We start from the raw sequence: 12,372 nt of genomic DNA, 5'->3' as shown, positions 1-12,372 counted from the left end.
CCCCTTGTGAGTGTCCAAAGATTCTGTCAGGGGTAGTACTACCCTTCGCGTTTCTCCTCGTCCACACCGAGTCGAACGGTGCGATCGAACTATGTCCACACAGCCCTCAACGAAGATCCTCTGCCACTGGTCAACGATGGTCGACACTGCGACCAACGTCGCCATCGACTCGAACGATCAGTCCCATCGCGTCGTCATCCGGGAATGGCCTGACCGCCCCCAGGTCGACATCGTCCACGAGCAGCGCGTTGGCGCAGGCGACGACTGGCAGACCGCGGATCTCAAGGAAGTTCACCCACTCGTCCACCGAAGCACGACTACGCTCTGTACGTGGGTAAAAACGCGTTATGACCGAGGGATCGCGATGGCGAGCTACCGGAACGATATCGAGCATCGGGTCGTTATTCGTCCTATCGAACCCGGCGACGGTTTCGAGGTCGTTCACGAACGCCGCGGGCCCAGCGAGGACACCTGGACGCCCGTCGACGACCACCAGATCACCGCCTAGCCACACACAGACTGATGCCACGAGACAGATTCATCGGCGACAGCCCAGAGGATGCCCTCGAAGCGTTCATCGACGGGTGGTGTCGCAAGCACGAACGAGACGGCTACAGCTATGCCTACCAAGTCAAGCGAATCACCGAGGGTCCAGAGGACAAGCCGAACGCCGACGCGAAGTTCCGGTTCACGCGAAAAGAGACGCTCTACTCGCCTACCTACCGGGAATACGAGGGCTACATCTACGAGATACACGACGGTCGGTACGCGGTTGAACACTGGGATAGCCACGTTGATCGAAACACGCCACCCCCGAAGCCTCCGGGGAAGACACCGCGCCGCCTTCGCGGGCGGCGACCGCGCGACATGCGATACTGATCCAGTACGTCGAAACACCCGTTTTTGTTGCGGGCTGACTACAACACAAGACGACGGCCCCCGACCACCACACCAACGCGGACGGGGACGCTGAACTACGATCCCGACTGGCCCGTGCCCTCGCTACCAGCGGTTTCGAGGACGTCCTCGTCACCGACCGAGAGACCGCCAAGAAGGTCCTCACGGAGAAGCGCCAGCAACTCATCTCCCGCATCCGTGAAGGCGACATCAAGTCCGTCCGCACCCTCGCCGATGAGCTCGATCGCGACGTCTCCGGCGTCAGTCGCGACCTCAATCTTCTCTTTGAGGCCGATATCGTCGAGTTCGATACCGACGGCCAACGCAAAATCCCCTACCTCAAGCACGACACTGTCGTCGCCGAACCCATCGCGTAGCGACCTACGGACTCGGGCGAACGCTGTCCGGGAGACTCGGGACACGGTCACGAAGCTCAGTGAGGCAAGTTTCGAGGATTGCCATCGGATTCGAGTCTGTGAAGGATGCAGACTCACGGTGTGGTGCTGGCCACGCTTCGTGGTCAACTTGGAAATGACTTGGGCCGAGCTTCTCGTGGGTTTTGTCCTGATGCCAGCCACATGACCACGGGGTCCCCGGTTCATTATACTGAATGCGGAACTCATCGCGCTTCGAATGGGGGCGCCACTCGAATTCAAGTGTCGCGTCGCCAGCGTCCGTGTTCTGGTCAAAAAAGACCGCGCGATCGAGGGTCGCCGCGAGACGGACTGGCCGCATCGGACTCGGTTTGGCTTCTACGGTCGTCACGCCAGCTTCCCGTTGAAGTCGATTTGCGACTCGTTTGTGGACCTCGTATCGGTGGAGATGTGTGTCTCCAGAAATCGGCGGATTTCCCATTTACTGTCACCGAGTCAGTTGGCGGAGGCGATACGACTCTCACGGGTCGCCTCGATCGTATCATAGAGCTGAATTGCTTGCTTGATGAGCATCGCCTGGTGCTCATAGTAGTCCCAATCCTCCGCGTCGTGGCGCCGCTGCCGGCGTTCGGATGCCGGAATATCATCACCGACGGTCGCCCGAAGTTCGTCAGCGGACTCCACATCGTACTCCTCTTTCCACTCGTCGATATCGTCCCGGATTGCATCTAGTTCAGCCGTGAGTTCGTCTTTTCGATGGTCGTTGACGAGGTCACGGATCTGATCGAAATACTGGGTGACTGGATCTGGATAGTAGCGGGTCTCGCGACCCCGCTGGATCGTCGCGAGTTTATCCGCTTCGACCAGTTGCGTGAGATACTTTTCAGCCGTGTTTCGGGCAACACCAGCAGCCTCAGCTATCTCTCCCGCATTTTTTGGTTCACGAACTGTCATCGCAACCTCCCGAATCCGGGCGACCTTTGCCGTGTGATCCGTGGTTCCAGAGTCGCTCATACACGTATTCGGATCTCCAGCACCATTACTGTTTTGAATCCTAGTTCAAAATATTGAATCAGTCTTGTTTTTCGCCCGCATACCGACGAACGGGCCTCGCATCCATCGCTGCGACGCCGTTCGAAGAGGAGATTCATTATGATCGACTTCGAGTCCGCAATCCAGTCCACACTCATCCAGCTCAACGACAAGCATAGCCACACCGAGCTCGACCCCTACACCTTCCACCCGAGTCAGCTCGCGAAGTGCTCCCGCCAATGCTACAACTCAAAACTCGGTCTTCTCGACCATACCGACGCGCTTGGCACCTTCCACACGGGAACCACCATCCACGAGTTCATGGAAAACGAGGTCACCCCGGACCTTGACGTCGAAACCCAGTGCGAAGTCGCAATCGAGATGGAGATGGACGGGCTCACGATCATCGGCCACGCCGACCTATACGAGCCCGGCACCAACACTGTCTACGATTACAAGTCGCGAGCAAACTGGTATCGGTTCAATCCACCCATCGAGCGCCATCTAGATCAGATCTATCTCTATATGAAGGCGCTTGGTGCGTCTCAGGGTCAGATCGTGTACCTCGCGAAGTCCGATCTCGAAATTCGGACGTGGCCACCGGGGAGCGCCGGCATTGATGCCTTCGGTCCCGATCCGGGGCGCGTCCAGGACCTTCTCGAGAAAGGCAAGCACATCGCCGCCACAATTATCGACGAAGGCTACCCGACGAGCAAAGAAGATATTCCCTTCGAGAAGTGTGACTGCTGGCTCTGCGAGAAGGAGTCCCTTCGCTTCGACCACCTCCAGATGGGTGCTGACCCGACCCCAGATCGCACCGTTCTTGTTGCAGAACCCGACGATACAGACGTGGAAGCCACCAAGGAGAACATCGAGGACGCAACGGGTCGTGGTGACACTTCTCAGTCCACTGTTGACGCCTAATGCGATTTATCATCATACCTTTATTGCTCGTCGAAAACATAGACTCGAAGCTACTGGGGACCTGGTTGTAGCGGACCGAATTGGAGAGGCATAGCCAACTCGTCAGATCCTGCCTTCAGTTCTTCTTCCATATTGACGGCCAAAGCCAAGTAGATCAGACCGGCACGGGCCTTCCGTAGCATCGCCAACGCTTGGTCTTCAAGATCATCCCGAACAATAGTCGTCGCAAGTTCGTCGTTAAACCGTTCGGTCTCATTGTCCTCTCGTGTCGGGACCATTGTCAATTTCACGTATCGATGTTCAAGGGCATCTCGAATATCCGCAAGTTTTCGACCGCTTTTGTCGATCGATCCTTCAATATGCAGATCCCACTCGCCGAAGTCCTTACTTAGCCAGTAGAGTCCCCGAAGTGGAAGATTTGGCTTATTTTGGAATTGCTCTCTGAGTTCGTCTCCATGCCGTTCTGTGTACCAAATGTCAGTGAAATCTAATTCAGTAAGGTCCCTACCGCACTCAAAGTAGTAGTTGATGAACTGGCCGATCTTATCAAAAATGGAGTACGCAGTTCTAAGTGCGATTTTTAGCTTCTCACCGTAGATAGAGTGAATCGGATAATCAAGAGTGTTCATATGTTGGACGCCGTTGTCCGCGAAGTGTTCTGAACTAGGACTTAGACCCTCATAGAGCAAGTACCGTGCCGTGACATATTCTTCGACTAATTGATTCCATAGACCTAAGCACGATACGATTCGCTCGGTTCGTTCACTCCGAATCTGTCCCAAATTGAGTATATCTCTGGCTGCAACCGGGTCATCAGTAACATCGTTCAGCGTGTTCAAAAAGAGACGATGATTGAGACACCAACGCCGGTATTGTTTCTCCTCTTCTGTATTACCTAGGTCAGACCCCTCGAAATCAAGAATTTCATCGGAGGGTGGTGGAGATTCAAATTGAGCGGCGACCCGATCCTTGATTTGGAGAAAGCGTTGAGTCGTCGATTCTGGTGAAATACCGATATATTGGTCCAATCCTGCAAATTCCAACTCGTCATATGCTTTCTTGAGTAGGATTGTTTTGTGACCGGCGTCGTAGTCGTGATTTGCATAATACAAGAACCCGATACCGCGTTGACCCCGCGCAGGAAACCAGTATGGTTGTCGGATGAGTGCCTCATTCCAATAGTCGAACGCCTCAACAAACCGTCCGACAGTTGAGTAGAGGTTCCCAAGATTAGTAAGTGCTCGCCACTGCTCCATTTCTGGAAGAATTTCAAAGTCTTCCTCTTGGATTGCACGTCGGTACTGTTTCATCGCCTCCTCAATATCAGGGATCGCCCAGCTCCACTGGTTACCGTCGTGAGTAGTAATGGACGCACGGTTGGAGTACGCCGTTCCCAACCGATAATGTAACATACCACGGTTCTGAGAACTTAGTTTAGATTTATCTATCGACTCACCAAGCTCAATCCCTTTTGTAATAGCGAGATTATCATCAAGATCGCCTCCGAAGTCTACAAGCCACCCAATTACTCGGAATTGGTTTAGAGGGTCCAAGTTTTCGACCGATTCTAACATCTCCAGACGCGTCACCACTTCTTGTTTAAAACCGGGTAGTAACTTGTGTAGTTCAACCACCTCCTTTTCAGTTAGCTCCGAAACAAATGAAGTATCCTCATCCATATCCTGACTGTCCATGCAAGGTTCTCACAGTCCTTATGTATGTGATTACCGACGAAATGAGAAAGCTATACAGAGGGACCTTGGGTGCAACACATTCGTCAAAATCCCTCCAATAGAAAGTGTTCAACAGATCTGCCTCCGTCACTCAGATGGTGTCCTCCCCGCCCATTACTAAACAGCTCAGTCCAGTAACCCAAGATCGTTAAGCCGATCTTCGATGTTTACCAGAGCTTTTTCAGCGTCATCGAGTTGTGTTCCACCAGTGATGACGAGTTTCCCACTTCCAAAGAGGAGTGCGACTACATCCGGGTCATCGAGTCGGTAGACAAGCCCCGGGAACTGTTCAGGTTCGTATTCGACGCTTTCGAGGCCCAGACCGATCGCGATCGCATTCAAATTGAGTGTGTGGTCGAGATCCCCACTCGAGACAATATTCTGGATTTCAATCTCTGGCGATGCTGCGACATCGACGCCCAACTCGCGGAGTTCGTCGAAGACGTGCTTAAGCGCAGTCGTCACGTCATCAACGCTGTTCGCTCCCGTACAGACCACTTTCCCCGAGCGGAAGATGAGTGCTGCAGCTTTGGGATTGTGCATCCGATAGACGAGCCCCGGGAAGTTATCAGGATCGTAGTCGGTCGCTCCTAAGTCCCCAGAGAGCGTTTCGAGGTCGAGTTCTTGACCGATATCGGATGAGGCAACGACGTTCTCGACTTGAATTGACTCCGTTGTCATACTCATAGAGATATCTACCAGTCACGAGTGTCTTAAAAACAGGTGGGTGAATTCGAGCAATGGGGGTAGTACTTTCCGACCGAGCTAGAGGTCGCGGGGCTGGACAGTTTTCCGATCGTTTTCCTCGGCACGCCGGGCTGCATCTTCGAGTACTTCAGTTACTTCGTCGTCCAGTGCTTCGTAGAAATCCGCCGAGACGTTGTGGTCGTTGAGCGCTTCTTTCACGGCCGATTTGACGATCAGGTCTGTCATACGCAGCGGTATTTCTCCCGTCCTCTGTATAAACATACAGGTATCTGATTCGGCGCTTGCAGAGGTTTTACCGCCATCTGCAGGACAACAGACGTATGGGATAGCACTTCGTATCAGGGAGCGGGACGATGCACGACCTGACCGGATTCCAACGGGACCTCCTGTACGTGATTGCTGGCCTTGATGAGCCCCACGGCCTCGCCATCAAGGAGGAACTCGAAGACTACTACGAGAAAGAGATCCATCACGGCCGACTCTACCCGAACCTCGACACGCTTGTTGAGAAGGGACTCGTCGAGAAAGGTGAAAAAGACCGGCGAACGAACGTCTATACGCTCACCCGTCGTGGCCGCCGTGAAATTGAGGCTCGACGCGAGTGGGAGTACCAGTACGTCGAACCCGCAGAGTCCGCTCCTGCATAGATACGCTTAAACAGTCAATCCAACCTATCGAACGAAGGTTACTCCCCTCCACCATTATATCCATTCAGATGCACGACGAGGCGTTCTTCGAACAGCTACGGTCAATCTGTTCAGACGCTGTTGATGCGTACCGGGCGGAGTACCCGGACGCACCACCCCTGACCGATCCACTCCTACAGAGTTCCGATGGCCCCCTCGCAAGCGAGGCTGACCTTCACGAACGCTTCGATGAACTCACGCGATTTTACGACGACCTTCTCGATGTCGATTCCACACCGTACCGCGAGATGTGGCGTGAACATCTTGTGTACGACTGTTCGCGTAGGGAGCGTCTCGCACTCCTCACGAGCGATCTGCCGGCCTCATTGACGCTCGTGTTCATCGGCGGACGATATTCCGCCCGGACGGGCAGAATCGGCGTGAGCCCAGGGCAGCTCCCCGAGACGACGGCGTACACGTATTTAGCGTCGGAGTTGTGCCACGCGTATCAGCACCAGTTCGACTCACCAACGTGGAACCACCCGTACCTGCAGGAAGGTTTCGAGCAGGCAGTGTCAGTCCGTACGCAAGCACATTTCGCCACTGAGCTACAGTACGACTTCTTGACTCATCTCGCGGAGAGACAGCATACGAAGACACTCTTAGAGGGCGTCCTTGCCCACGGAACGCGTCGAGGCGGGATCACACCGACGGCCGTTCGTGAACTCGGTGTTACCGACGAGGAGCTGGCTGCGCTTCGATCTCACCGTTTGTGGCGGCCTCTCGGATATCTTCGCCCGCGGTACTTGTGGAGTGATGTTGCATTCCTCCCCGAATACGCCCTTTTCGGCTCATTGCTCCTTGTGAGTGAGGCAGCGGACATCTCGGCTCCCTATGCCCGGGCGTTCCACGGCAACCACCCGTGGACATCAGTTATCGACGAAATCACTGCCTCAACACCCGGCTGGCTCTGGCGTCTCTATCATCAATAACAACCATCCTGATGGACGAAGGCGAGTCTTCAGCTAGCTTATCGATCTGTTCAAGGTCCTACTCCTAGGGATCAGCGGCTGTCCTCAATAGGTTTCATCGTGGCGTAATTCCGATGGGGGACCATGCCGTGACTGATCGAGAAACCAATTACAGGAGAGCAATTATGCTCGACTCGCTCTGTTACTGTGGATACTGTTATCGGTATGGATTCCACTCGTAGACAGTTTCACCATCATCTGTCTCGGAGGCTTGATAATTGACTGAGTGGTCCCAGCCACCATGTCGCCAGAGCTGATCGAACGTCTTCCGCATCACATCCGGGACATCGACATCTGGATTGTCGATTTGGACGCGATTCAACCGTATCTCGTCCTTGGTGAAAGGTCGCACATTGCTGGGTGGTCGGTTTGATCCACTTGGTCGGGAAAGTGTGTACCCCTCGGCACCCAGTATGCTGACGTACACATAGTAGGGCGGGTAGATGTCTGCTTCGTCAAACGTCCCGAGAGCAGTGTGGACGAAGTTCGCTATGAGTCGATCAATAGACGTCCGGAGTTGGGGGTTGTCGCTGGGATACAGAGCTGTGAAGATACCTTCAGTCCACCCGTCCCGATGGATAGCAGTGTATCTCTCCCTCTCGGTGCCATCATGGAAGCGTCGATTATTTTCGGTGATCTTCACCTTCGGTCGTGTTACAGCGTATGCATCACGTTTTTCGAACTGAGGTGGGTGGGGGAGGTCGCCTGCATACCGGTCGTGATGGTCGTCAACGGCTTCCTGAGGAATGACATGGACGACAACCAAGGCAGGGTCCTCGACAATTGTCCCATCGGGAGCTTGTCGGCGCTTCACACGATCCAGCAAATCCTCATAGAGATCATCTACTTCTGACTCAATGTCTACGAACGGTCGATTGGGGTCGACACGGAGGTGTTCCCGGATCAGATCGTTGTTTTCACGATCGCCCACCAAGCTGTTCCGGATTTTCGAGAAGTCCCAAACCGTCGTAGGAATTCCCCATTCCTCGTGGAGCTCCTCTTCAACCCGATCCCGTTTGGTCGTACTGGGGTCTTGTGTTGTGGCGAAAATGTAGAAGTCAAAGTCACGATCGAAGTTCTCAACAGCTGTTTCGATGTCGTCGTGGGCTTTCCCGACCCAATTGTCTTTCTGCACGGAGCAATGAAGGATCCCGTCTCGGTCACCATCCACGAGGAAGGCGTCGCGACCGCCATCGGGACCGCTTGTCCCCGTTGGATCCACTGTGTATCCTTCCCGCTCCAATAAATCGTGCATCAACCGCTCAAACCGGTCACTGCCTACTGTTTGGAGAGCGACCTCAATTCGGCTGTTCGACATAGTTGTGTATACTCTTTGTTTTAGTTAGTTGTATTGACTTCTTTGAGGATATCGACTTGAACGCTGCTTTCGAGCTGAAGACGCCGTTATACCCTATTTGTGGAGCTATTGCATACACGGTATTCCCTGCTGTAGCAACTCTCCTCGTTCAGTCATACGAGTATGCTAACTCGGGATTCTCCTATTTGTTCCATCGGTGGAATTTCCCAATCAATTGGAATTGCCAACTCGACTACTATTCACACACTCCATTCTTCCCTCCTCAGATACATCAGATATCGCAGTCACCACAGAGCCGTCACGTTGGGAACCTCAGCAATCTCAGATATGGCAGATATATCAGCAAGGGAAGTCGACCACCATTGAGCTATCTATCTCATTCTCAGATACGTCTGATACATCAGTCATCTCAGTTTCACTACTTACGGACCAGCTATCAGTTATCTCAGATACCGTAGTGAGATGCCGTGTTTACGGGAATAGTGTTAAATGCGTCAGATATCTCAGATACACCAGATAGGTTCCTCCCAAGAACTTCTCAACCTGTCTCATCCCTCGATCAATCTTCTCAGATACGTCAGATACAGCAGGTGCGTCTGACAAACAATTATATCAGACGCCTCAGACACATAGGACATATGACGCAGATAATCGCCATCTCAAATCAAGCAGGTGGGGTCGGAAAGACCACTACCACCATCAACCTCGGTGGTGCGCTCGCGAACCAAGGCCACGATGTCCTCCTCATCGATGCCGATCCGCAGGGAACCCTCACCGAAGGCACGGGCTTCCGTGACCTCTACGATCAGAAGATCCCATCTCTCCACCAAGTGATGGTCGAACCAACACGCACCGAGGAGATCAATGAAATTATCGAGCATCACGACGAATTCGACGTCATTCCGTCCAATAAAGCAATGGACGGTCTCAAAGATATGCTCGTCACTCAGGTCGCAAACAGCGAAATGCGACTCAAAATTGCCGTCGACGAGCTTGACCACGACTATGACTTCATCCTCATTGACTGCCCGCCTGATCTCAGTCAAATCCTTGATAATGCCCTCCTCACTGCCGAACAAGTCCTCATCCCCGTTGAACCAACCCGACGTTCCATCCGTGCGATCGAGAAGATGAACGAAGAGATCGCCTATCTCTCAAACAGTTTCCCGGGCCAGATCGATACCATCGACATCCTTGGGATTGTCATCAACGCTGTCGAGAGCGTCCAGAACAACGATACCAAGCAGATGATCGAGTTCTTCAATGACGCTCCATACGACGTCTTCCAGGTGCCTGAGCGCGTCGCTATCCGGCGTGCTTGGAACAACGGTGTCTCTATCTTCCTTCACGAGGACGACGCGAAGACCGAGGACGCACGCGAAGCCTACACCGAGATCGCGAAAATGCTCGAACGTCATACTACGGAGGTGGAAGCATGAGCAGCAATGACGGCGACGACGAACTCGAGGAGCGGAAAAGCGACGTTTGGAGTATGGACGAAGTTCGAGGCGGCGGTACAAAGACGAAAGACACAGAAGATACCTCAGATACAGCCGACGAAGAATCGGCATCCATTACGTCCAATACTGCGGAAGACGCAGACGTCCCAGATACATCAGATACTTCAGATATAGAAGATACCTCTGACGACGAATCCTCATCCACCACGTCCGATGTCGAAGATGCTGAAGATATGGCAGATACCTCAGATATACCAGACACAGCAGATGAGATCGACGACACCGCTGTTGAAGCCGACGGAGAGACCGTCCGGCAGATGGCACTCGACGCAGACGCGAAGGGCCTTGTTGTTCGCGACCTTCACAACGTGAACGTCTACCTCTACGAGAGCGTCTATCAGGAGATGCGTGTGAAGTACAAGGAACTCGATACCGAGTATTTCGCCGCACACGGTGAAGATCTCTCGAAGAACAAGGACTTCTTCAACGCCGTCTTTCGGGCCGGACTCCAGAGCCCTCAGCTGAAAGAAGAGCTTGAGATTGACTGACTGCTCCCGTCGGATCTATTCACAAAAATCGAGAGAAGGAGCTCGTATTCCTCTGTTTCAGGTCTTAGCGTATCCGAACCCTACTCACTGGACAGCGGTTTCTTTTGTGAATAAGCCCTCAAGATCCTCTCGCATCTCCTCGCGGCGATGTCGGCGCTTCTCCGCTTCTGAGAGATAGTTATCCAACACGACCTCCGCTGACTTCGACCCCTGCTCCTCAGCGACATCTGCAAACCGCTCGGCCACACGACGTACCGCCTCTCCGTATGCCGTGTACCAATATCGTCGCCCCATCTTCGGCGTCGGGACCTCCCCATCGACAGTCACTCCAGCGCGTTCTGCGAGGTTCTTGAATCGACGTCGAACCGTCGACGTCGACAGGTGCCCGCTCTCCGCCGACGAAGACGGGAACACAGCGCCCATCCAGTCGTCGCCGGCCTCCTCAACGACAGTGTCGATCCGTGCGGTTGCATCTTCAACACCCGTGAGGAGTGCGACCGTCCCGGGTCCGTTCTTCCGCTCACTCCCGAATTCGATGTACGGTCCGGCCTCCGTGTCGTCTTCTGGTGGATCGAGTACCAGCTGGTCAACGCGTAGCGACGCAACCTCGCTCGGTCGAAGCCCCCACCCGCAGACCCCGATCACGATGAGGCAGTCGACCGGATCGGTGGCTGACTGATAGAGTGCTCGTATCTGATCAGCCTCAAGAGCCTGATTGTCCCACTCAGGCGTCGAATCCCACCCAAAGCGACGTTCCAGCTGATCGGTTGGGTTGTGACGTGCACCCTTGAACGTGACTTGATGGGTGTAAAACTGCCGAACTTCTTGGACGTACTTCCGTCGCGACGCGTGCGTTGTCAGCGTATCCTCGCGGCGACGCAGGACGTCGAACGTATCCGCGACGCGATCCATCTCGTCGGCCCGCGAAGCGTCGTCGTGAAGCGGTCCAAGCAGATCATCGGTGCCATTGACGTCCTTGTACGTCCGGACGTACAGACGGAGCGCAGAGCGGCGTGTGGCGACCGTCGACTCCGCCCGTCCCTGCCGATCGCGCAGCTCGACGAGATAGTCCTCGAGGGCTGCACGCGTCTCGTCGTCGTCGACGAAGTCAAACGGTCGCTCCTCCGGCTTGGACTCAACCGGAACGTCGATCTTCTCGTAGAAGTCACCCGGTGAGAGGTCGAATCGCCGCGAGAGATGTTTGATGAACCCCGGAAAGTGCGATTCGAGCCACGAATAGGTGGGGGTTTCGTGCTCAGGAGCGAGTCCCTCGGCACGCATCTGCGGCGTAATCTCGTGCTGGTAGAAGGCCTCGGCGTCCTCGAGGTCCATCGTGCTGTAGCGTGGAGTGTCGGTCGTCTTGGTCATAGTGTTCGTGTAGTCGTCGCGGTCAGTGAGAGACTCGAGTGTGAGCGCGAGTGAAATCGCCAGCAGGAGCGGACGTGCTCCGTGCAGTAGCGATTCTAAGTCTGGTGGTTTCGGTGGATAGAGCGTTTCGTTCGATTTACTTATAGGTTGTCCTCTACTGTTTTCCACACGAGAAAACGGTAACCGGACAGAAACGCCCAAAATAATACGCCGCAAGAATAAATCGTATGTCGCTATATCTAAATCCAGACGGTGGAAGTTCACAGTTTCGGAGGATAGCCCAGTTTCAGATCGAATTAACATCACTTCGTGGTTCTTCTCACCGACCAGTCCTGATTTGGATCCTTACCGAT

The 12,372-nt window shown here is 54.1% G+C and carries 14 protein-coding genes; 8 read left to right on the top strand and 6 right to left on the bottom strand.

The window, feature by feature from the left end; translation table 11 throughout:
* Nucleotides 1-136: 136 nt before the first annotated feature.
* The 3 genes from J2754_RS10440 to J2754_RS16840 all read left to right on the top strand — a co-directional run bounded on the left by J2754_RS10440 (nt 137) and on the right by J2754_RS16840 (nt 1,274).
* Nucleotides 137-508: a hypothetical protein gene (locus J2754_RS10440; RefSeq protein WP_211087377.1), complete on the top strand. Its 372-nt coding sequence runs from the start codon at nt 137-139 to the stop codon at nt 506-508.
* 14 nt (nt 509-522) lie between these two features.
* Complete coding sequence (locus J2754_RS10435; RefSeq protein ID WP_211087376.1) at nt 523-879, top strand: hypothetical protein; 357 nt, start codon at nt 523-525, stop codon at nt 877-879.
* Between the two features lie 107 nt (nt 880-986).
* Nucleotides 987-1,274: an HVO_A0114 family putative DNA-binding protein gene (locus J2754_RS16840; RefSeq protein ID WP_483420144.1), complete on the top strand. Its 288-nt coding sequence runs from the start codon at nt 987-989 to the stop codon at nt 1,272-1,274.
* Between the two features lie 492 nt (nt 1,275-1,766).
* On the opposite strand, the gene J2754_RS10425 is transcribed toward J2754_RS16840, so the two are convergent.
* The gene (locus tag J2754_RS10425; RefSeq protein WP_089768623.1) at nt 1,767-2,285 is read right to left on the bottom strand and encodes an ArsR/SmtB family transcription factor; all 519 of its coding nucleotides are present in this window, start codon (nt 2,283-2,285) and stop codon (nt 1,767-1,769) included.
* A 138-nt stretch (nt 2,286-2,423) separates the two neighbouring features.
* Here J2754_RS10425 and J2754_RS10420 point away from each other — a divergent pair, with 138 nt between their 5' ends.
* Nucleotides 2,424-3,227 (top strand): PD-(D/E)XK nuclease family protein, encoded by an 804-nt coding sequence (locus J2754_RS10420; protein ID WP_211087374.1) that lies wholly within the window; start codon nt 2,424-2,426, stop codon nt 3,225-3,227.
* 50 nt (nt 3,228-3,277) lie between these two features.
* Here J2754_RS10420 and J2754_RS10415 read toward each other — a convergent pair whose 3' ends face one another.
* From J2754_RS10415 to J2754_RS10405, 3 genes are all read right to left on the bottom strand, one after another.
* A complete protein-coding gene (locus J2754_RS10415) occupies nt 3,278-4,921 on the bottom strand; it encodes an LA2681 family HEPN domain-containing protein (RefSeq protein WP_245332983.1) in 1,644 nt (547 codons plus the stop codon).
* A gap of 165 nt (nt 4,922-5,086) precedes the next feature.
* Nucleotides 5,087-5,647 carry a TATA-box-binding protein gene (locus tag J2754_RS10410; protein ID WP_211087373.1) on the bottom strand — a complete coding sequence of 187 codons (561 nt, stop codon included), beginning with the start codon at nt 5,645-5,647 and terminating at the stop codon, nt 5,087-5,089.
* Between the two features lie 78 nt (nt 5,648-5,725).
* Complete coding sequence (locus tag J2754_RS10405; RefSeq protein WP_123538936.1) at nt 5,726-5,893, bottom strand: DUF1931 domain-containing protein; 168 nt, start codon at nt 5,891-5,893, stop codon at nt 5,726-5,728.
* A 128-nt stretch (nt 5,894-6,021) separates the two neighbouring features.
* On the opposite strand from J2754_RS10405, the gene J2754_RS10400 reads away from it, so the two are divergent.
* Together J2754_RS10400 and J2754_RS10395 are read left to right on the top strand one after the other, a co-directional pair.
* Nucleotides 6,022-6,315, top strand: a complete 294-nt coding sequence (locus J2754_RS10400) for a PadR family transcriptional regulator (RefSeq protein ID WP_089768627.1) — start codon at nt 6,022-6,024, stop codon at nt 6,313-6,315.
* Nucleotides 6,316-6,383: 68 nt separating this feature from the next.
* On the top strand, nt 6,384-7,286 hold the full coding sequence (locus J2754_RS10395) for a hypothetical protein (protein ID WP_211087372.1): 903 nt from the start codon (nt 6,384-6,386) through the stop codon (nt 7,284-7,286).
* Nucleotides 7,287-7,482: 196 nt separating this feature from the next.
* On the opposite strand, the gene J2754_RS10390 is transcribed toward J2754_RS10395, so the two are convergent.
* Complete coding sequence (locus J2754_RS10390; protein WP_049984642.1) at nt 7,483-8,643, bottom strand: restriction endonuclease; 1,161 nt, start codon at nt 8,641-8,643, stop codon at nt 7,483-7,485.
* A gap of 638 nt (nt 8,644-9,281) precedes the next feature.
* On the opposite strand from J2754_RS10390, the gene J2754_RS10385 reads away from it, so the two are divergent.
* The gene (locus tag J2754_RS10385) at nt 9,282-10,082 is read left to right on the top strand and encodes a ParA family protein (RefSeq protein ID WP_123538933.1); all 801 of its coding nucleotides are present in this window, start codon (nt 9,282-9,284) and stop codon (nt 10,080-10,082) included.
* On the top strand, nt 10,079-10,651 hold the full coding sequence (locus tag J2754_RS10380; RefSeq protein ID WP_211087371.1) for a DUF8160 family protein: 573 nt from the start codon (nt 10,079-10,081) through the stop codon (nt 10,649-10,651). Before J2754_RS10385 ends, J2754_RS10380 begins: the two co-directional genes overlap by 4 nt.
* Before the next feature lie 84 nt (nt 10,652-10,735).
* On the opposite strand, the gene J2754_RS10375 is transcribed toward J2754_RS10380, so the two are convergent.
* A complete protein-coding gene (locus tag J2754_RS10375; RefSeq protein ID WP_245332982.1) occupies nt 10,736-11,983 on the bottom strand; it encodes a tyrosine-type recombinase/integrase in 1,248 nt (415 codons plus the stop codon).
* Nucleotides 11,984-12,372 lie beyond the last annotated feature (389 nt).

Origin of the sequence: Halarchaeum nitratireducens (genome assembly GCF_017874695.1) — an archaeon.
Classification (GTDB): Archaea; Halobacteriota; Halobacteria; order Halobacteriales; family Halobacteriaceae; genus Halarchaeum; species Halarchaeum nitratireducens.
The sequence above is the reverse complement of the archived record's forward strand: the minus strand, read 5'-3'. Positions and strand labels throughout refer to the sequence as shown.